Here is a 20,531-nt window from a genome sequence, read left to right as displayed (position 1 = left end):
GTCAGACCGTATCGAATGCGGCACCGCGCAGGCGCAGCTGGCTGACGAAGCCGGTTTCGGGATCGACCCACGACCCGTATTCCAGCACACCCTGTGCCTCGATCGGCGCGTTGTATTGCACGAAGGTCTGCCGCTCGGCGAGATAGACGACGAGGATATTGTCCGGCCAGTCGGCATCGGAGGAGCAGAAGGGGCAGAGCGACATTGGAATTTCGGTGAGCACGAAGAAGTTCGCCTCGGCCTTCAGCGGCGGCGCCATGAAGCCCTTCACGGCCACCTGCTGCCCGGAGAGCCGTTTGACCTTGTCCGAGAATTCGAGACCGAGGACGCCGAAACGCTTGTAGAGCTCACCAAAGCCAAGTGTTTCGCCGGCCATGGCGATGCGGGGGAGGGCAAGCATGGGCAAGGCCGCAAGCGTCAAGAGCAGGCCCCGCCTTTCGAGCGACACAGGGTCCGTCTTCATCATGACCAGGCTTCCTTCTTTGATCTGTGAGGTTGTGGACAGGCGGCGCGGGCCGCCTGTCCACAAGACGCCGCTCAATCCTTCGGCACGCCGAGGGCAAAGGCGTCGGCCAGCACGCGATAGACGTCGCTCTGTTCCATGTAGCCGCGGAACCCTTCGGAGCCCGGACCGGCGGCCTGCAGCACGACGTCATCGACCGCATGCACGCCCGTGTCGTCTTCCTTCGGGATGTTGCCCGGGACGAAGACCGCGCCGGGCACGTCCTTGTAGGCTTCGTTGGCGACATATTCCTTCGCCTCGTTCTGCACAGCCGGGACGAAGGGGCCGTCGAGCTTCGGGCGGAAGGTCTCGTAGTGATCCGGCCCGTTGTTGGCTGCCAGGAACAGGCGGCGCGAGACGTCGATGCGATCAGGATAGCCGTCGCCGTCCTTGTCCTCGTAGTTCGGGAAGCCGGCGCTGTCATAGGTGCCGACCTTTTCGCGCATCTCTTCGCCGGGCTTCTCGTCGTCGACCGTGCCGATGATGGCGACGCCATGCGTGTGGTCACCGGTCACGATGATCAGCGTGTCCGGGTTCTTCTCGGCGAACTCGCGGGCGATACCCACGGCCTTGTCGAATTCGATCGTTTCGACGAGAGCGCGATCCCAGTCGAGCGGATGGCTCATCTTGTCGACGGAGGCGGCCTCCACCATCAGGAAGAAGCCCTCGGGATTCTTCGAGAGCTTGTCGAGCGCGGTCTTGGTCATGTCGACGAGGCCGGGCTGGTTCGGGAACTTGTCGACCGTGCCCTTCTTGAGGAATTCGCGATCGAGCGTCACGTCCAGATTGCCCGTGTGGAACAGGCCAAGCAGGCGCTCCTGGTTCGAACCGGCGGCCGCGGCAAGCTCGGCCTTGTCGGTTGCGATTGCATAATCAGCATTACGGAACTCAGCGATGTAGTCCTTGTCGTCCTTGCGCTTGGAGCCCGGCACGTCCTTCGAGAGGAAATAGGCCGAGCCGCCGCCGAGCAGCACGTCCGGCTTGACGTCGAGCATCATGCCGACGATATCGGCCTTGTCGGCCCGCTTGCGGGTATGCGCGACGAGTGCAGCGGGTGTCGCGTCCTCTACCTCCGAAGTGGTGACGATGCCGATGGATTTCTTGGTGTTCCGACGCAGGGCCTCGGCAATGGTCTCGACCTTCGGATCGTCGAGGCTGGCCGGCGTGCGGTCGGCGTAGACGCCGAGCGCGTTGACGCGCGACTTGTGGCCGGTCATGTAGGCCGACATGGTGTTGGCGCTGTCGGTGGCGATCGAATGGGTGGAAGACGTGCCGATGAAGGCGACGGGCGGGATGTCGTCCATTGCCAGGCGGCCGTTCGCCTTGCCCTCGGTCATGCCCTTGGACATGATGCGTGCACCGGTCCGATGCGCGACGGAGAGGCCGTCGGCGATCAGGAAGATGATGTTCTTCGCCTTCGGCTGGGCGACAGTCTCATAGACATCCCAGTTGACCGACTGCGTTTCGCTGCCGGCGGAAACCTCGACCTTGTACGCGCCGGCCGTGCCGATTGCGAGATCGCGCAGGATGAGCGCCGACCCCAGCACCTTGTCCTCAGCGCCCTTCTCTTCCGCGACGAATTCGGCGGCCTTGCCGAAAATCTCCGCATAATCCTTGCCGTTGACCGTGACCTTGACGTCTTCCGGCTTCACCACGGCATCGAATTCGACCTTGAAATCGAACGGCGAGCCGATGAGGATCGTCGCCCGGTCGATGGGATAGACGGTTGCAGCGTTTGCGGCGCCGGCCAGGAACGTTGCCGATGCCAGGGCGAGGATGAGTTTGCGCATGGGAGAACCTCTCTTGAGCGGTGCGTTGCCTCCCAGCGCATAGAAAGCGAGCATGACAGGCGTATTACACCGCGGTGACCATGCTGTGACCAAAGTGCCTGCATCGGGCTTTCAGCCAATCGACGGATGGAAGACGGGCCGATAGCCGGCACCAAGCGCCAGGACCGTCGATGGCGGGGTCAGCAGGGCGTCCGCCTTGCCGAGGTGTTGCGGCGGCGCGTAGCCTTCGACTGTCCAGCGATGGGCAAGACCGCCACGAAGCGTGTAGGCGTGCCCGGCTGCCGCAAGGACGACCCCATCGGGAAGCTTTGCCAGCGGCCCGGCGATCGGATGCAGGCGCTTGCGTCGGCGGTCCAGGCGCTCACCGTGCAGGACCGCGTCCATCGTGCCCGCGGAGGGCAGCGTCTCGCCTTTCGCGGTTGCCCAGCATGCCTGGAAGTGCAATGCGGATCCCCGCCGGCAGAAAAAGCAGGGCCGATGGCCGGCGGCAAGTGCGACCGCCTCGTCGAGGAAGAACAGTTCGGTCCAGCTCCGTCCCCCCATGACCGGCCGCCGGCGATCCTGAAAATCACAGAGGCAGATGAGCCAGGCCTTCGACGTCCAGCGCTTCGAAAGCAGTGTCTTCGTCGCCGGATCGTGAAGGATGCCCCGATTGCCGGTAAAGAGGCCCCGCTGCGGCAGCGCGACGATTTCGCCAAAGGGCGTGACACGGTTTTGAAGAGGCATGGCGCTCCATCTCGCTCGAATGACGGTGCCCTACCCTATCCTCAAGCGCAATGCCGCGTCTCCCTTCCTCTCGCCGAGGGCGAACCTGGTGTGGACGAAGTATCGTCCGGTGAAGTGGCCGTCTTCGAGTGCCCGCATCGGCGGGTTAGGATCGGCCAGGAAGACCGGAGTTCCGCCGGGTTCACAACAGGTCGAGATAGGTTGCAAGCTCTCGGGCCGCCGCCGCGCCTGCGCGGTTGGCGCCGATGGTCGAGGCGGAGGGGCCATAGCCGACGAGATGGATGCGCGGGTCCTTCTCCACCTGCGTGGCGAGGCGCCCGGTCATGACGATACCGCCGTTCTCCCCGCGCAGCTGCAGGGGCGCGAGATGGTCGAGTGCGCTGCGAAAGCCGGTTGCCCAGAGGATGACATCGGCCTTCTGCTCCGTGCCATCCGGCCAGCGCACCCCCTGCGCGGTGATCTCGCTGAACATGGGCAGGCGTTCCAGAGCGCCCCGCGCGGCGGCGGCCCGCAGCGCGGGTGTCCAGGGAATGCCGGTGACGGAGACGACGGAGCCCGGGACCAGGCCGTTGCGCACCTTGTCCTCGACGATGGCGACGGCTGCGCGGCCGTCTTCCGGCGTGAACGGCGTCTCGCGGAACTGCGGTTCACGGCGCGTGACCCAGCTTGTCGTCGTGACCTTGGAGATTTCGTCGAGATGCTGGAGTGCGGAAATGCCGCTGCCGACGATGATGACATGCTGGCCCGCGAATTCCTCGGCTGTGTGGTAGTCACGCGAATGAAGCTGTCTGCCCTGGAACAGCGCGGCACCGGGATAGTCGGGGATTTGCGGGTTTTCCCACGTCCCGGTGGCGTTGATGAGGCCACGCGCGGAGAAGGCCTCGTGATCCGTCTCCACCCGCAGTCTTTCGAAGCGGTCGCAGACCACCTTGACCGTGACCGGGCGGTAGATGGGCAACCGGAAGCGTTCTTCGTAGGCGGCGAAATAGTCGGGCACTGCGACGGACGCCTTGGCCTCGGTCTCCCACGCCGACACCACTTCGGTAAAGCCCATGCCCGGCAGGTCGTGCACGCGGTTGACGGTGCTCAGCGTCAGCGAGGGCCAGCGGTGTTGCCAGGCGCCGCCCGGCTTCTCGTTCCTGTCGAGCACGATGAAGTTGCGGCCCGGTTTGAGGCCGAGCTGCAGCAAATGGTAGGCGGAGGACAATCCGGCCTGGCCAGCGCCGATCACAACGATGTCGATCTTGATGGCGGCGCGCAGGCTCGCCTCGTTTGCTGGTGTTGTGGATGGCGATGGCAAATCGACCTCCGTTGCTTCGGCTGCTCGCACCCTTCGGTATCCCATTGCTGCCCTGGAGGAAACCGGGCGCAGCCAGGACAGCCAAGCCGTCCGCGCGTGGTGCTGCCCAGACCTTGCCGCATATTGCGTGCGGCGAGCCTGTCGATGCCCTCAGTCGTCGGCCCCGGCGCCCTGCCAGGTCCCGACCAGCATGCGCCGGAAATGTTCGGCGGCGGGCGAGAGTGTGGCGGAGCGGCGGCGCACGATGCCGATGGTTCGGGAAATTCGTGGAGCACCCAGTGGCCGCGTGACGATGATGGGATGGTCGGGGCCCGGGGTTGCCGTGCGCGGCAGGACCGAGATGCCGAGGCCCGCCTCCACGAGGCCGAGGGATGTCGACAGATGCGTCACCTCGTAGGACCAGCGCAGTTCGATATTGGCCCTTGCCAGCGCCGCGTCCAGCATGGTGCGGTTGCCGCTGGAGCGGTGCACAGTGATCAGCCTGTAGGGGGCAAGGTCGGTCCAGGCGACCTCATGCCTTTTCGCCAGCGGATGGTCGCGCCGCGCCGCCAGCACGAACGGGTCCTCTGCAATCCGGTCGAACAGGAGGTCGGGATCCGAGGTTCCCATGAAGTTGATGCCGAATTCCACCTCCCCGCGCGAAACGGCCTGCAGCCCCTCGGTCGCCGTGAGGTCGAGGATGCGGAAGCGGATATCGGGATATTCCTGATTGAACTGCTTGATCACGGTCGGCAGGAAATAGAATGCCGCCGTCGGCAGGCAGGCGATCGTCACCAGTTCGCTGCGCCGCAGCCCCCGGTCGCGGGCGGCGAAGAGTGACCCATCGAATTCCTCCAGCATACGCTGCACAAGCGGCATCAGTTCGAGGCCGAGCGCCGTCGGGGAAACGTGCCGGGTGGTGCGCTCGAGAAGCGGTGCGCCGATGGAGGCTTCCAGCTTCTGGATGCGGCGGCTGAGCGCCGGCTGTGACAGGTTGAGCGCTTCTGCCGCCCGGTGGAAGCTCTCCAGCTCCACCACAGCGAGGAAAGCCCGAAGGTCGAGGATTTCGCAATTAATGCGCATTGTGCATCACTGATCCAAAATTTTGCACTTAACTTAATAATCCATGTGGCGCATACCCCTCAAGGGAGAAAGAAGGGATGATGTCTGCCCGGGGCGATCATGGGCTTGGCGTTTCCGACTTTCATGTGTACCTTTGTATACATTTGAACGCATTGCCATTGTGGGAGGAAAAAACATGGCTGATTTTACGCGTCGTCAACTGCTTGCCGCCGGCTCGGCCGCCGCGGCTGTGGGGCTTATTGGAGTGCGCCCCGCCTTTTCGCAGGCATCGGTCGATTTTGCCGGCAAGACGGTTGAATGGTGGATGCCGTTCTCCGAAGGCGGCGGCTCGGATGTGTGGGCCCGCTTCTTCGCACCGTACCTGTCGAAATATCTACCGGGCAACCCCAATGTCGTCGTGCGCAACGTGCCGGGCGGTGGCTCGATTACCGGCTCGAACGAGTTCGTCGCCCGCGCGCGGCCGGACGGGCTTGCCATTCTCGGCACCTCAGGCTCCACGCAGTTCCCTTTCCTGCTCGGCGATCCGCGCGTGCGCTACGATTATGCCAAGCTGATCCCCGTGCTCGTTTCGCCGACCGGCGGCGTCTGTTATCTGCCCGCCAAGTTCGAGGTGAAGTCGTCGGCCGACCTTGGCAAGATCAAGGATCAGGAGCTGGTCTATGGCAGCCAGGGTGCCACCTCTCTCGACCTCGTGCCGATGCTCGCCTACCGTCTGCTCGGCCTCAACGTCCGCCATGTCTTCGGCATGCAGGGGCGCGGCGACGGGCGGCTCGCCTTCGAGCGCGGCGAGGCGACGATCGACTACCAGACCTCCTCGGCCTATCTGACCAACGTCACCCCGCTCGTCGAGGCCGGCACGGCAGTGCCGATGTTCTCCTGGGGCGTTCTCGATGCAGACGGCAATGTCGCGCGCGATCCGACCTTCCCCGACCTGCCGCATTTCGTCGAAGCCTATGAGATGATGCACGGCAAGAAGCCGTCGGGCGTGGAGTACGACGCCTATCTCGCCTTCTTCGGTTCCGGTTTTGCGGCGCAGAAGCCGTGCATGCTGCCGGAAGGCACGTCGGACGATATCGTTGCGACCTACCGCAAGGCCTTTGCCGATGCGGTGGCCGACCCCGAATTGCAGAAGGCCAAGGCTGAGGTTCTCGGCGACTACAAGCAGGCCGTCGGCGGCGATATCGAAAAGCTCTATGCCGTGGCGACGTCGATCAAGCCTGAAGCGCGCGACTGGGTGCGCAACTTCCTGACGACGGAATACCAGGTCAAGCTCTGACCGGAAGCGATCCCGCCGCTGAAAGGGCGGCGGGCACGCCCGCCCGAAGCCATCGGGCTTGAACAGCCATCTGCCGACACTGACGAGGCCGGAGCACCCGCGCCGTCTCGCACCTGTTGCTATCGAAAGGACAGCCACAGTGATCGATGTCTTCGTCACTTCGCTCCACAACCTGCTGACCCTCCACCATCTCGGTTACATGATGATCGGTGTCGCGGTGGGCCTCATCGTCGGCATCCTGCCGGCCCTCGGCGGCATTGCCGGCATGTCGCTGCTGTTGCCCTTCGTCTACGGCATGGAGCCGACCGCGGCGATCGCCATGATGGTCGGCCTGCTGGCGGTCATTCCGACCTCGGATACCTTTTCCTGCATCCTCATGGGCATTCCCGGCTCGTCCGCCTCGCAGGCGACCGTGCTGGACGGCTTCCCGCTTGCCCGCAAGGGCGAAGCGGCCCGCGCACTCAGCGCCTCCTTTTCAGCCTCGATGATCGGCGGCCTCTTCGGCGCGCTCTGTCTCACCGGCATCGTCATCGTCGCCCGGCCGCTCATCCTGAGCTTCACGTCGGCGGAGCTCTTCATGCTGGCGATCTTCGGCCTCTCCATGGTGGGCGTGCTCTCGGGCAGCAGCCTGGCGAAGGGCATCGCCGCCTGTACGCTCGGCCTTGCCTTCGGTGCGATCGGCACGGCACCCGCCAATGGCGGCGAGCGCATGACCTTCGGCTCGCTCTACCTGATGAGCGGCCTCGAGATCACCATCATCGGCCTCGGTATCTTCGCCCTGCCGGAGGTGCTTGACCTGCTGCGCGGTAACTCGAGCATTTCGAGTACCGGCAAGCTCGGCCGCGGCTGGCTGGACGGCGTGCGCGACACCTGGCGGGAGAAGTGGCTGACGCTGCGTTGTTCGACGATCGGCGCCTGCGTGGGTCTGATGCCCGGCCTCGGCGGCAGCGTTTCCGACTGGATCTCCTACGGTCACACCGTGCAGAGCGCCAAGGACAAGTCGCAGTTCGGCAAGGGCGATATCCGCGGCGTGATCGGCCCGGAAGCGGCCAACAACTCCTGCGCCGGCGGCAACCTCATTCCGACCCTGCTCTTCGGCATCCCTGGCTCCGGCTCGATGGCGATCTTCCTCGCGGCGATGATCCTGATCGGGCTTCAGCCCGGCCCCGGCATGGCCGACCCGAACCGTGACCTCAACCTCACCTATACGGTCGTCTGGACGCTGGCGCTCGCCAATGTCATCGGCACGGCGGCCTGCATCGCCCTGTCGCCGAGCATTGCGCGGCTGACGACCATCCGCTTCGTGCTCTTCGCGCCCTTCATGATCCTCATCATCGTGTTCGGCGCCTTCCAGTCGACCCGGTCGTTCGAGGACATCGTGGCGCTGCTGATCGTTGCGCTGACGGGCATTTTCCTGAAGCGCTTCGGCTGGCCCCGCCCCGCCTTCCTCATCGGCTTCGTGCTCGCCGGCCAGGTCGAGACCTACTTCTACCAGGCGGTGCAATTCTACGGATACGGCTTCCCGCTGCGCCCGATCGCCATCGTCATCGCGCTCGTCACCGTTGCCTCGCTCTGGTTCACCAGCCGCTCGCGCATGCGCCGGAAGGAGGAAACCGTGCCCGGTGGCATCACCACCGATATCGATTTCGAGCGCGAGGAGGACGAGACGGCGGCCGCCAGGAACCTCTGGCCTCAGGTCATCTTCAGCGCCATCGCTGTCGCCTTCTTCGTCTTTACCATCGTCGAAGGCGCGGAGAACTCGTTCCTCGACGCGGTGTTCCCGATCACCGTCGGCACGGTCGGCCTGTTGACCGCCGCCACCGTATTGTTCTGGCAGGTCCGGGGTGCCACGGGACGCGGTACGGCCGGTACCATGAACTTCGATCTCGATGACGGCGCGACCAGCGGCAGCCTCTGGCGCTTCGTCGGCTGGCTGGTTGGCTTCGTCGCGGCCATCGGCCTCGTCGGCTTCACGCTGGCGCTGATCGGCTTCTTCGTCGCCTTCCTGAGGATCGTCGGAAAGTCGAGCTGGCTGCAGACGCTGGCGCTGACTGGCGCTGCCGTCGGCCTCGTGCTGCTGCTGACCTCGATCCTGCACATGAACCTGCCGGGCGGTCTCCTGCAGAACCAGTTCTACGACCAGCTGGTCTGGCCGCTGCGCTGACCCTCAGCCCCGGCGGCAACGCCGGGGCTTCGCACGCCGATTTGCAAGGTGTGCAATTGCATCCAATTGTCTACATCAATCAGCGAGGGCATCATGCCAGCACAACATCCCATCCCCTGCATTCTCATGCGCGGCGGAACGTCGAAGGGACCCTACTTCAAGATGCAGGATATTCCGCAGGATCCCGATATCCGCGCACGTGTGCTGCTGGCGGCGATGGGCTCGCCGGATATCCGCCAGATCGATGGCCTCGGCGGCGCCGACACGCTGACGAGCAAAGTCGCGATGGTCGGTCCGTCGAGCCGCGAAGGTGTCGATGTCGACTATCTCTTCGCCCAGGTCTCCGTCGACAAGGCGATCGTCGATACCTCGCCCTCCTGCGGCAACATGCTGTCCGGCGTCGGCCCCTTCGCCATTGAGACGGGTATGGTGCCGGTCAGTGGGGAGAGAACCAGCGTCGTCATCTACGACATCAACACCCAGAGCCGCATCGAGGCGATCGTCGAGACGCCCGATGGAGCCGTCAACTATGAGGGCGACGCCCGCATTGACGGCGTGCCCGGCACCGCCGCAGAGATCCGGCTCAATTTCATGGATATCGTCGGCTCGAAGACCGGCGCCTTGCTGCCGACCGGCAAGCCGATCGAGGGGATCGACGGGGTCAACGCGACACTTATCGACGTGGCAGTGCCGATGATGATCGTGCGGGCGGCCGATGTCGGCAAGACCGGCTATGAGAGCGCCGCCGAACTCGATGCCGACAAGGCGTTTTTTGCACGCATGGAGGCAATGCGCATGGAGGCGGGCCGCCGGATGGGCCTTGGCGACGTCACCGGCAAGGTGGTGCCGAAAATGGCCATGCTGGCCGCCCCGCGAGATGGCGGCAACGTCGCCGCGCGCTATTTCGTGCCACACAAGACCCATGCGGCCTTCGCGGTGACGGGCGGCCTCTGCGTCTCCTCCTGCGTGCTGGTGCCGGGCACCGTGGCGGATGGCCTTGCGGAACGGCCGGAGGGGGACGATTGTACCGTGATCATAGAGCATCCGACGGGTATCATCGACGTTGCGATGACGAGCAAGCCGGATGGCAATGCTGTTGAGATCATCAGTGGCGGCGTGGTGCGCACCGCGCGCAAGCTGATGCAGGGCAACATCTTCGTGCCGGCGGCGGCCCTGCTGTCGGCGCCTCCTGCGGCTTGAGCCACCGGTATCGCAGGGTAACCCCGCTTTCTGTTTCTGGAGTTTATGGAATCATGAAACTGCTTGTTCTCCCGGGCGATGGCATCGGCCCGGAAATCGTTGGCGCTACCGTCGCGGTGCTGGATGCCGTCGACCGGCGCTTTGCCTTCGGTTTCCGCTACACGACGCGTGACATCGGCTTTGCGTCACTGGAGAAAGCCGGCACGACGCTGCCTGCGGATCTGCTCGATCAGGCCCGCGGGATGGATGGAACTCTGCTCGGCCCGATCTCGCATCTCGACTATCCGCCGCGCGACAAGGGCGGCATCAACGTCTCGGCGGCTTTCCGCACCCAGCTCGATCTCTTCGCCAACATCCGCCCGGCCCGCACCCGCAAGGGCGTCTTCCACCGGGGCACGGATATGGACCTCGTCATCATGCGCGAGGCGACGGAGGGCATGTATCCGGATCGGAACATGTTTGCCGGGACCGGCGAATACATGCCGACGGAGGATGTGGCGATCTCCATGCGCAAGGTGACGGCAAGGGCGATCGAACGCATTGCCAGGGCCTCCTTCGAGCTCGCGCGCCTGCGCCGGCGGAAAGTGACCGCGGTGCACAAGGCCAATGCCTTCGTGCTGACCGACGGGCTCTTCCTGAAGGAGGTGCGCAAGGTCGCCGCCGGCTATCCCGACGTGGAGCTCGAGGAGGTGCTGATCGACGCGATGGCGGCGCTGCTCGTGCGCGATGCGAGCCGCTACGACGTTATCTGCACCACCAACTTCTATGGTGACACGCTGTCCGATCTCGCTTCCGAACTGTCAGGCAGCCTCGGTCTTGCCGGGTCGCTGAATGCCGGTGCCGACCATGCCGCCGCGCAGGCACAGCACGGTTCCGCCCCCGACATTGCCGGGCAGGACAAGGCGAACCCGACATCGATGATCCTGTCGGCCGCGATGCTGCTGCGCTGGCACGGCGAGCGCACCGGCGATGCGCGCTATGGCGAAGCTGCGACCCTCATCGAAGGCACCATCGACCGGGTGCTTTCCGATGCTGCCACCCGCACCCGAGATCTTGGCGGACCACTCGGCACGGCGCAGTTCACCGAGACGGTCGTTGCGGCCCTTGGCTGAGCCGGCAAAGAAAACGGCACCGGGGTGTGAACCCCGGTGCCGCTGCAACATGATCGTTTTGCCGGCTCCGCTCAGTTGGCGGAATGGACCGGTCCGTCCGCCACCAGCACGCCATCGGCATCCGCATAGAGATAGGCCCCCGTGCGGAATTCGACATTGCCGAAGACGAGCGGCACGTCGCGGGCGCCATGGCCGGTCTTGCCGCTCTTCTTCGGCGCCTGGCCGAGCGCCATCACGCAGAAATCCATCGTGTCGATATCGGCGCTGTCGCGGATCGCGCCGTTGATCAGCAGGCCCCGCCAGCCGTTCACCTGGCCAAGGGCGGCGATCTGGTCGCCCACCAGCGCGCAGCGCAGCGAGCCGGCGCCATCGACGACGAGCACTTTGCCCGTGCCGTTTTCCTCAAGCGTGGCGCGCAGCAGGCGGTTGTCCTCGAAGGTCTTCAGTGTGACGATCTCGCCATGGAATCCCTTGCGCCGGCCGTAGGATTTCCACTGCTTCTCGCAGAAGCGCACCTCGGCATCGTGGCTGTCGACCAGATCCGCCGTCTTGATGATGTCTGTCACGGTCTTCCCTCCGTTTTCGGTGCGGCGAGCACCCGCACGGGCGCACCGTCGCGCCAGGCCCTGATATTGTCCACCGTGTCGCGGTAGAAGGCGGCATAGGCGCCTTCGGTGACATAGCCGAGATGCGGCGTCAGCACGGTATTCGGCAGGGTGCGCAGCGGGTGATCGGCCGGCAGCGGCTCGATGTCGAAGACGTCGAGCCCGGCCTTGATGCGGCCCTGCCGCAGTGCTTCGATCAGCGCCGCCTCGTCAACCAGCGGGCCGCGCGCGGTGTTGATCAGCCATGCGCCCCGTTTCATCAGGCCGAGTTCAGCGGCGGAGACGGTGTGCCGGCTGCGTTCGCCAAGGATGAGATGCAGCGAGACCACGTCGGCCTCGCGAAACAGGATCTCCTTGTCGACGCGGCGGGTGCCGGCCTCGGCGGCGCGTTCGTCCGTCAGGTTCTGGCTCCAGGCGATCACCTCCATGCCGAAGGCTTTGGCGATCGGCACCATGCGGCCACCGAGTTTGCCGAGTCCGACGAGCCCCAGCGTCTTGCCGCCGAGTACGGTTCCCACCGTGCGCTGCCAGCCGCCAGCGCGGATGCGGGCGTCCTCTTCGGGGATCGACCGGGCGAGCGAGAGAATCAGCCCCCAGGCGATTTCCGGTGTCGCATGGGCGGATTCGCCGGCATGGGTGTGGCAGACGGTGATGCCGCGGGCGACGGCGGCCTCCATGTCGATGGTGCGCACGCGCGCACCGGTGACGACGATCAGCTTTAGGGCCGGCAGCCGCTCGATCAGCCCGGAGGAAAGTGGCATGCGCTCGCGCATGAGGCAGAGCACGTCGAATCCGGCGAGCGATGCTGCGGCCTCATCCTCGCTCGCAAGGTTGCGGTCGAAACGGACGATCTCGCAGTCGTCGCCGAGCAAGGTCCAGTCCGCAAGGGAAAGTGCCACATCCTGATAGTCGTCGAGGATCGCGATCCGCAGCATGGTTCAAACCTTTCCGAGCGTGTCGAGGTCAACGGTGAGGCCGGCGAGACCCGCCTGTTCGCGCAGCATGGCAAGGTCGGCTGCGGTAAGCGGGATCCCTTCGGCAAGCCGCGTTTTCATGCGGTTCGCCTCCGGTTCTCCCGGCATCAGGATCGGCTGATCGTCGTCGATCCGCGGACAGGCGCGGGCGCGGGTGACGAGGTCGCCCATGCGCGTGCCATAGACCGCTTCGCCGAGGAAAAGCGAGGGCCGGAAGGCGATGAAGCTGTGGCCGACATTCTGCGGCCGGTCGAGATCGCGATACTGGTCGCCGACCGTGCCGCCATAGGCTGCGCCGCTCATCACGCCGGCCAGGACCTCCATCATCAGCGACAGTCCCGATCCCTTCGGGCCGCCAAGCGGCAGCACGATGCCTTCATAGGCCCGGCGGGCGTCCGTCGTTTCCCGGCCTTCCGCGTCGAGCGCCCAGCCAGCCGGGATCGGTTCGCCTTGCTGCATCGCGCGGCGGATTTTTCCGCGCGCGACGACGGAGGTTGCCATGTCGAGCACGATCGGCGGCGAGCCCTCGCCACCCGGCGCGCCGAAGGCGAAGGGGCTGGTGCCGAGGAAGGGCGTGCGTCCGCCCCAGACCGGCATGGTGGGCGAAGCGTTGGTGAAAACGAAGGCGGCATAACCGGCGTCGATCGCTTCCAGCAGATAGGCCGCGGCCATGCCGAAATGGGCGCTGTTGCGGACGCTCGCCATGCCGATGCCGCATCGCTCTGCGGCAGTGATCGCCTCCTGCATGGCCCGGCGGGCAACCACAAAGCCGAGACCATCATCGCCATCGACATGCGCGGCAGCGGGCATCGGATGCGTGACGCGGATATCAGGTCGGGCGCGCACCAGGCCGCGGCGCAGGCGGTCCGCATAAACGGGAATACGTGAAACGCCGTGGGTGCCGACACCGCGTAGATCGGCAAGCACGAGATAGCGCGCGACGGAGGCAGCATCCTGTTCGGGGACGTCGAGGCCGGCGAAAATCGCGGCGACCAGCGCCTCCAGTCGTTGCGCGTCCACATGCGCGATCGTGTCGTCCTTTCCCGGCATGCACCGATCCTCCTGCAGGAAGTCCAAGGGTATGAGAGCAAGATCTAGCAGTGAGAGATGCGAATGTATACTATTGTATCCAGAGAATCTGGATGACATGCTGCCCTCGATCTTGACCCTAGCGTGTGCGGGCCAATGCCAGGAACTCCCGGATCGGTCGGGAGAGCGGGCTCGATCCGCGCCGCACGGAAAGCAGCTTTCGGCTGGCCCATTCGTCCGAGAGGCGCACGCTGATGACATCCGTTCCCGCAAGCAGATGCAGGCTTGTCGAGCGAAGGAAGCCGATGCCGAAACCTGCCTCGACCATGCGCACCAGCGACGGGAAGGTTTCGACGCGCACCCGCTCGCCGAGCGCCCGGCCGCTGCGCGCGGCAGCCTCATTCAGCAGCCGGTCGAGCGCCCCGCTCTGGTGGATGCCCACCATTTCGTATTCGGCCACCATGTCGAAGCTGACCGGTTTTCCCGATTGCAGGCATGCCGCTAGCGGATGATCCGGCGAACACAGGACGAGCACGTTGTCGTCCTCGAAGATCTCCGTTTCGAAGCGTGCGACATCATTGTTGTCTGCGACAAACGCGATGTCCGCCTGCCCATCGTCCATCGCGGCAAGCGCAAGGGCCGCCGACATCTCTTGTATGTCGAGGCTGATGCCGGGATGGCTCTGTGCATAGATTGCCAGAAGCTCCGGCAGCCGGCCCGACAGGGAGGAGCTGGTGCAGGCAAGCCGCAACGAACCGCGCGTGCCCGTCGAGAAATCGACCATCTGCGTGTTGAGGTCGGCGACCTGCCGCAGAATTTCCCGGCAGCCGGAGACATAGACCTCACCCGCCGGCGTCAGGCGTGCGCCCTGCAGGGAGCGGTCGAACAGCGCAACGCCAAGTCTCGCTTCCAGCTCGCTGATGCGCCGGCTGACGGCGGACGGCGCAATGTTCTCATGCTCCGCCGCCCGCCCGATGGACCCGTACCGAGAGACCGCGACGACGAGGCGTGCCGTTACCGGGTCGAAGGGCTGCATGCTGCGCCTCCGTTGCTGTCGGCGGCAGGGATGGATCGGTAAGGCCGAAGTCGCGTCGCACCCGCGCCACGAGGCTCGCGTCGAAACGGTGCAGCGAGTAATCCCCGCAGCGTCGGACGAAGGCGAGATAGCGTTCGATGGCGGAGGCGAGGTTGGAAAGGATGACCAGGATCATGGCACGTTCCACCGATTGGGGGTTGCTCGATATCCATGGCCTATCGGTTCCTGTTGCTGGCGGGTAGCGACGGTTGGCGAGGAGGGCATCGCGCCTCGGCAACACCTGTCTCCTGCCTTCAGCCCTTACCCTCCCCGCCCGACAACCGCAACCAGAGCGGCAGGATCGACGGCGCGGCCAGAACGACGATGATCACGCGACACAGGTGATGCAGACTCACGAAGGCTGGATCGGCATCGAGCGAGATGGCGATCAGGCTCATCTCCGGCAAGCCGCCCGGGACCAGGGCGAGCAGGCCGAGCGCGAAGGGAATATCGAGATAGCGGTCGAAGGCGATGGCGAAGTGTGCGGCCAGGGTGAGGCTGAAGCAGGTGAGAACGAGGCCGAGCACCACGCCGGTCAGCATCGTGCGCCGTGCAACGCCGGCAAAGTGCTGGCCGATCGTCGCACCGATCACCACCTGAGCGACGGCGATAACGAGGTCGGGTACCGCCGCATCCGTCAGGCCTGTCATATGGGCCGCGGCGCTCAGCGCCAGCGGACCGGTCAGGTTCGCCGCCGGCAGGTGGAGGCGGCGGCCGAGGATGATGCCGAGCGCGGCGCAACCGGCTAGAATGGCCGCATCCAGCGGCGAGATCGTCAGCGCCCAGTGCATCGTCCTGTCGACTGTGCGCCCCGTGAGCGCGGCAAGCGCACCGGAGAGGGTGAGCGACAGCGGCACGATCGTGATCAGGAGAACGAGGCGCGTCGCATGCACCATGCTGACACTGCGTACATCCGCCTTGAAGGCGGGCGCCATGGAGATCAGTTCGCTGAGGCCGCCGGGCATGCCGCTCAAGGCGGCCGTTGCCGGATCGAGCCGGCCGAGCCGGCGGCATACGACGATGCCGAACGCTGCGACGATGACGGTATAAACGGCGACGGCGGCAAGGCTCACCGGCCACTCGGCCGCCTGGCGCAGCACTTCAGGCTTGAAGGCGCTGCCGACCATCAGTCCCACAACCGCGATCATCGCCGCACGCGGCTTCGGCGAGGCGCTCACGCGTATACCGGCAATCGCCAGCGCCATGGTCAATACCATCGCACCCAGCAGCCAGCCGAGCGGCAGGCCGAGCATGTAGCCGCACCAGCCGCCGACCGTACCGATGGCCAGTGTGCGGAGGGTCTGATGCAACGGAACGGTCTTGCCGTGCCCGGCCGCCTTCAGGGGTGGGGTCTCATGCTTCGACAAAGGTCGTACCATTTCGCTTTTGCTTTGCATCCAATGGCATGCAATTAAACAAGCCCGTGGACAACGCCTTTTTCCTTCTGTAGCCGGAAAGTCCACACGGACGGGAGAGCCAGCCATGACCGCATCCAAGGACCTGCTTTCCAAGACGCGCGGCCAGAGCACCTATCAGGCCATTCTGACGGCCATCCGCGACGGCATCTATCGGCCGGGCGATCCGTTGCGCGAGGAGGAGGTGGCGACCCGCCTCGGGGTCAGCCGCACGCCGGTGCGCGAGGCACTGGGTCGCTTGCAGGAGAAGGGCCTTCTCGAGGCGGCCCCTGGCCGCGGGGTCGCCGTTTCGATCCTCTCCATGCAGCAGATTTTTGAACTCTATGCCATGCGCGAGGAACTGGAGGGTGTCGTCGCCCGCTTTGCCGCCCGCCATGCGACCGAGGCCGAGATCGCCAATCTGGAGCGGCTCAATGCCCGTTTTGCGACCTCTGAGGATCCGAAGGTTGCTGCCCAGTGGAACCGGCAGTTCCATGCGCGCCTCTACGATGCCGCCCGCAACCGCTACCTTCGCCAGGCGGTGGAGGACCTGCAGGAGACGATCGCGCTTTTGCCTGACACGACCTTCATCCAGCCGGGCCGCACCACGACGGCGACCGACGAGCATGTCGCAATCATCGAGGCGATCCGTCGGCGCGACTCGGAGGGGGCGGAAAAGGCGGCGGTCGGCCATATCAAGGCGGCGCTCGAGGTTCGTCTCGTCATCACCAGGACCGAGAGCTGAAGCATTCCTGCGCCTTGTCGCTTGCGCCTCCGTCATGGCTGTGGCCAACAGGCGGGATCGCTGCCGAGCGGCACGGGCATGCGGCTCCAGACGGCGCGCACACCGTCGAAACGAAGCGCCGGCCGCAGGGCGGTGACGCGGCCGAAGGCGGTGTCATGCGTCTCCAGCAGATCGGCCACGGCGGCAAAGTCCGGGTTGGCGGACGGGTGCGCGGCATCCTCACCCAGCGTGTCGCGCATGCGCCACATCCAGTGCGCCGTCGCGGCAAGTGACAGCGTCGCCTGCCAGCGCCCACCCTTTTCATGGCGCCGGATGAGGGCGAGCATGGCGGCGAAGGCGGCGAGATAACCGGTGAGATAGTCGAGCGGCTGGCACGGCAGCAGCGCTGGTCCCCTGCCCTCGCGTCCCTCCATCGCCATGCCGGTTGTTGCCTGCACGAGGCTGTCGTAGCCCCTGCGCCCCTGCCAGGGACCTTGCAGCGAGAAGGCGGACAGCGAGAGATGGACGAGATGGGGATTGAGACGGTAGAAATCTTCGCGCCCGAAGCCGCGTTCGCGGAGCGATGACGACCGGTAGGCGTCGAGAACGATATCGGCATCGGCGGCGAGCGCCCGCAAGGACGCTATCCCCTCCGCGGTATCCAATTCGCAGAAGGCCGCGTGTTTCCCGAAGCCGGTATCGATCACCAGGGAGGGGATCGACGGAAGGCGGGGGCTGGAGACGCGCATGACCGTCGCGCCGTGCTCGGCCATCGTGCGGCCGGCCATGGGGCCGGCGATGACGCGGGAGAGATCCAGCATGCGCAGGCCGGAAAGCGGCCGTTCGCCGCCCGGCGGCAGCGGCATGGCCGTGGCTCCGCCTTGTTCTAGACACACGAGAGGCTGCGCCGCGATGGCTGCGGCCTGCGGTTCGCGCAGCCAGTCGACTCGCCCCCGCACCCGGGCGGCGCACAGGCCGCGCCGGATTGCCTCCCTCTCGATGTCCTCTGCCCGGCGCTTGGCCACCGCCGCCCGCACCGCAGCGCCATCGTTGGCAACGCCCAGGAGAGCGAGCAGGCCGTCCCGCAGATGGGGGAAATTGCCGTGCAGATAGACCCATTCCCCTTCCGCCGCCGCATAGAAGCCAGTGAACGGATCGCGGAATTTGGCGGGCTTTGCGTCGACCAGCAGGTAGCTGGAACTTGCCATGGCAAGCTCCGCCTCTCGCGTGTCCAGCGAAACGTGTGGGCACTTGCCGGTTTTCAGTTCGCTGATGCGCGACGCCGCCAGCCCCACCGCGCCGAGCACCGCGGTGGCAAGCGGCGCGATGGGCCAGGACGTGGCGAGCGCCTTGGGCCGCTCCTCGATAGTGAGACGCTCGAGGGGCGCGTCGTCCCACCTGGCAGCCTTGAGGAGGTCCTGAAGCGGCCTTTCCGCGGCGCCGAGGCTCATCGGTCCCCCTCCCCTTCAAATGGGGCGACGGCCACCTCGCCCTGCATCAGGCGCCGCGCCGTGCGGTAGACCCGGCCGCTCTCGACATGCCAGCCGTTGCCACGTTGAAACACGGTCGCACCGGCCTCGACGATGCCGGAGGGATGGGCAACCCGGATGGTTTGCATGTCCGCGTGTCCGGAGCATAGCCGATGCGGCAGCGAGCCCTCGATCCGGCAGGCGACGGCAAGGCACATGGCGCCGGTCAGCGTAACCGCCCGGTGCGCGCGTTCCATGGAGAGCATGCGGATCGCGATGTCCTGTGCCGCGCCCTCGACGGTCCGGCCGTCGAGCGTTACGAAGGTGGCAGGCGCCGAGACGACGGCGATCTTGGGATTGGCCAGGCCAACACTGTCGGGTGTCTGCCCAAGCCCCATCCGCACAGCGGCGGCGCGGCGCAGCCGGTCGAGCAGTGCCATGACGGCGCGGTCCGTCTCGACGGTGTCGGGATGCTCCGATCCGGCAAGGCCGACATCGTTCGCTGCAACGAAGGCGACGGGATTGCTGGCATCGACCAGCGACATGTCAAAGGCGCGGCCATCGATCTCGATCGTCTCGATAACCTGCCCCGTCGGCAGGAGGCCGGATGTCACCGTGCCGCCGGGATCGAGGAAGTCGAGGGCGATGGGCGCTCCCGTTCCCGCAACGCCGTCCACGGTGGCATTGCCCGTCGTTACGGCCTTGCCGTTGCGAACCGGAAAGCGGGCATGGATGATCTTCTTCGTGTTGACCTGATGGATGCGCACCAGCGCCTCGCCGTCCGCCGCGCACACCAGCCCTTCGTCCACCGCGAAGGGGCCGACGGCTGAGGAGAGGTTGCCGCAATTGGCGCCCCAGTCGACGACCGGGCGGTCGACGGCGACCTGCGCGAACGTATAGTCGACATCGGCATCCGGATGCGTCGGCGGGCCGATGATGACGGCCTTCGACAGCGACGAGGTACCGCCGCCCATGCCGTCGAGTTGGCGGCCGTTGGGATCGGGGCTGCCGAGAGCTGAGAGCAGCATCCGTTCGAGCACTGCATGATCCGGCGGACAGTGCCGGGCATGGAAGAAGAGGCCCTTGCTGCTGCCGCCGCGATAGAAGACGGCCGGTATGAATGTCTGTGTCATCGTCCCTCCTTCCCGCCCGGGCCTTGCCTCAGGCGAGCTGCATGATCCCCGAAACGAAGTAGACAGCGCCGATCCCGGTTACGATCCAGCGCGTCCAGGCGCGGAAATTGGCATCCGTCATGCGGTGCAGGATGATGTTGCCCGAGCGTGTGCCCAGCACGGCGATGGGCACGGCCGCGGCGACCGCCAGCCAGCCCTCCGATGAAAGCGTCATGGCTGCATCCCAGTAGAAGATCACCTTGGTCGCATGGGTGAAGAACTGGATGGCGGATTTGGTGGCGATGACCGTGCGGCGGTCCATGTTGGTACGGATGAAGAAGACGTCGATGCTCGGCCCGGAAACGCCGACGCCGATCGCCAGCCCGCCGGACACGAAACCGCAGACAAAGGCGTGCAGCGGTTTCGACGCGTCGAGTTCCAGCTTGCCGAGCGGCAGCCAGACGAGGATCGGTAGCAGGCCGACGACGATCGAGACGACGATGAGGCTCGGACGGTAGGCGACGAGCAGGAGCAGGATCGCGGCGCTGAACAGGCCGGCGGTGAGGACGGCGAGGATGCGGTAGTCGAGGTAGTCGCGGGAAAACCAGGCCCGCGACCCGTTCGATACCATCTGTACCAGGCCGTGCACGGCGATGGCGGTGGCGACAGGCACAAGGAACAGGAGGACCCAGAGCAGGATCATCCCGCCGGCCATGCCGAAAATGCCTGACAACAGCGATGTCAGGAACACCGTGACGGTCATGCCGGCGAAGAGTACAACGGTCATGGAGAGCTCGGGATTGTCCGGGCGAACGGCCGGCGCGGCATCGTTCGGCAGCGGCGGCGCCGCCTTTCAGGGTTGGGCACCGGATCGATCACGACCCGGTGCCCTTTATGTCGTCAAGCTGCGAGGTCTCTTAGGACGGTTTGCAGGATACCTCCGTTGTTCATGTATGTGACCTCGTCGAGTGTATCGATACGGCAGAGGAGGGGGACGTTTTTCACGGTGCCGTCGGC

At 65.6% G+C, this 20,531-nt stretch carries 19 protein-coding genes; 5 read left to right on the top strand and 14 right to left on the bottom strand.

The genetic code is table 11. From position 1 onward, the window contains the following. Position 1: 1 nt before the first annotated feature. From AKG11_RS23235 to AKG11_RS23215, 5 genes are all read right to left on the bottom strand, one after another. Entirely contained in the window at positions 2-466 is a 465-nt protein-coding gene (locus AKG11_RS23235; RefSeq protein WP_050745616.1) for a hypothetical protein, read from the bottom strand. A 71-nt stretch (positions 467-537) separates the two neighbouring features. Then, a complete protein-coding gene (locus tag AKG11_RS23230; RefSeq protein ID WP_050745615.1) occupies positions 538-2,292 on the bottom strand; it encodes an alkaline phosphatase in 1,755 nt (584 codons plus the stop codon). 111 nt (positions 2,293-2,403) lie between these two features. Continuing rightward, a complete protein-coding gene (locus AKG11_RS23225; RefSeq protein WP_050745614.1) occupies positions 2,404-3,018 on the bottom strand; it encodes a hypothetical protein in 615 nt (204 codons plus the stop codon). Between the two features lie 181 nt (positions 3,019-3,199). Further along, positions 3,200-4,318 carry an NAD(P)-binding domain-containing protein gene (locus AKG11_RS23220; RefSeq protein ID WP_245290187.1) on the bottom strand — a complete coding sequence of 373 codons (1,119 nt, stop codon included), beginning with the start codon at positions 4,316-4,318 and terminating at the stop codon, positions 3,200-3,202. A gap of 150 nt (positions 4,319-4,468) precedes the next feature. After that, positions 4,469-5,380 carry a LysR family transcriptional regulator gene (locus tag AKG11_RS23215; RefSeq protein ID WP_023516247.1) on the bottom strand — a complete coding sequence of 304 codons (912 nt, stop codon included), beginning with the start codon at positions 5,378-5,380 and terminating at the stop codon, positions 4,469-4,471. Positions 5,381-5,555: 175 nt separating this feature from the next. On the opposite strand from AKG11_RS23215, the gene AKG11_RS23210 reads away from it, so the two are divergent. From AKG11_RS23210 to AKG11_RS23195, 4 genes are all read left to right on the top strand, one after another. Then, positions 5,556-6,656 carry a Bug family tripartite tricarboxylate transporter substrate binding protein gene (locus tag AKG11_RS23210; protein ID WP_050745613.1) on the top strand — a complete coding sequence of 367 codons (1,101 nt, stop codon included), beginning with the start codon at positions 5,556-5,558 and terminating at the stop codon, positions 6,654-6,656. 139 nt (positions 6,657-6,795) lie between these two features. Beyond that, complete coding sequence (locus tag AKG11_RS23205; RefSeq protein WP_050745612.1) at positions 6,796-8,820, top strand: tripartite tricarboxylate transporter permease; 2,025 nt, start codon at positions 6,796-6,798, stop codon at positions 8,818-8,820. 93 nt (positions 8,821-8,913) lie between these two features. Beyond that, positions 8,914-10,020: a 4-oxalomesaconate tautomerase gene (locus AKG11_RS23200; protein WP_023515256.1), complete on the top strand. Its 1,107-nt coding sequence runs from the start codon at positions 8,914-8,916 to the stop codon at positions 10,018-10,020. A 53-nt stretch (positions 10,021-10,073) separates the two neighbouring features. Further along, on the top strand, positions 10,074-11,132 hold the full coding sequence (locus AKG11_RS23195; protein ID WP_050745611.1) for an isocitrate/isopropylmalate dehydrogenase family protein: 1,059 nt from the start codon (positions 10,074-10,076) through the stop codon (positions 11,130-11,132). A 71-nt stretch (positions 11,133-11,203) separates the two neighbouring features. On the opposite strand, the gene rraA is transcribed toward AKG11_RS23195, so the two are convergent. The 6 genes from rraA to AKG11_RS23170 all read right to left on the bottom strand — a co-directional run bounded on the left by rraA (position 11,204) and on the right by AKG11_RS23170 (position 16,125). Further along, positions 11,204-11,698, bottom strand: a complete 495-nt coding sequence (rraA, locus tag AKG11_RS23190; protein WP_050745610.1) for a ribonuclease E activity regulator RraA — start codon at positions 11,696-11,698, stop codon at positions 11,204-11,206. Next, entirely contained in the window at positions 11,695-12,672 is a 978-nt protein-coding gene (locus tag AKG11_RS23185) for a D-2-hydroxyacid dehydrogenase family protein (protein WP_050745609.1), read from the bottom strand. The genes rraA and AKG11_RS23185 overlap by 4 nt, the downstream gene beginning before the upstream one ends. 3 nt (positions 12,673-12,675) lie before the next feature. Then, positions 12,676-13,761, bottom strand: a complete 1,086-nt coding sequence (locus AKG11_RS23180) for an Ldh family oxidoreductase (protein ID WP_050745608.1) — start codon at positions 13,759-13,761, stop codon at positions 12,676-12,678. Positions 13,762-13,879: 118 nt separating this feature from the next. Continuing rightward, entirely contained in the window at positions 13,880-14,776 is an 897-nt protein-coding gene (locus tag AKG11_RS23175) for a LysR family transcriptional regulator (protein ID WP_050745607.1), read from the bottom strand. Beyond that, positions 14,694-14,951, bottom strand: a complete 258-nt coding sequence (locus tag AKG11_RS34650; RefSeq protein ID WP_156334123.1) for a hypothetical protein — start codon at positions 14,949-14,951, stop codon at positions 14,694-14,696. Before AKG11_RS34650 ends, AKG11_RS23175 begins: the two co-directional genes overlap by 83 nt. 118 nt (positions 14,952-15,069) lie before the next feature. Continuing rightward, a complete protein-coding gene (locus AKG11_RS23170) occupies positions 15,070-16,125 on the bottom strand; it encodes an AbrB family transcriptional regulator (protein WP_157255828.1) in 1,056 nt (351 codons plus the stop codon). Positions 16,126-16,297: 172 nt separating this feature from the next. On the opposite strand from AKG11_RS23170, the gene AKG11_RS23165 reads away from it, so the two are divergent. Further along, the gene (locus AKG11_RS23165) at positions 16,298-16,954 is read left to right on the top strand and encodes a GntR family transcriptional regulator (protein ID WP_050745605.1); all 657 of its coding nucleotides are present in this window, start codon (positions 16,298-16,300) and stop codon (positions 16,952-16,954) included. Positions 16,955-16,986: 32 nt separating this feature from the next. Here AKG11_RS23165 and AKG11_RS23160 read toward each other — a convergent pair whose 3' ends face one another. Genes AKG11_RS23160 through AKG11_RS23150 form a run of 3 tightly spaced genes read right to left on the bottom strand, consistent with a single transcriptional unit; the run spans position 16,987 to position 20,301 of the window. Continuing rightward, positions 16,987-18,384: a CoA transferase gene (locus AKG11_RS23160; protein ID WP_050745604.1), complete on the bottom strand. Its 1,398-nt coding sequence runs from the start codon at positions 18,382-18,384 to the stop codon at positions 16,987-16,989. Then, a complete protein-coding gene (locus tag AKG11_RS23155; RefSeq protein ID WP_050745603.1) occupies positions 18,381-19,535 on the bottom strand; it encodes a 2-methylaconitate cis-trans isomerase PrpF family protein in 1,155 nt (384 codons plus the stop codon). Before AKG11_RS23155 ends, AKG11_RS23160 begins: the two co-directional genes overlap by 4 nt. 28 nt (positions 19,536-19,563) lie before the next feature. Further along, on the bottom strand, positions 19,564-20,301 hold the full coding sequence (locus AKG11_RS23150) for a sulfite exporter TauE/SafE family protein (RefSeq protein WP_023515505.1): 738 nt from the start codon (positions 20,299-20,301) through the stop codon (positions 19,564-19,566). Positions 20,302-20,531: the final 230 nt, after the last annotated feature.

The organism is Shinella sp. SUS2, assembly GCF_001262505.1.
Lineage (GTDB): Bacteria > Pseudomonadota > Alphaproteobacteria > Rhizobiales > Rhizobiaceae > Shinella.
This window is presented reverse-complemented; position numbering and strand designations above follow the sequence as displayed.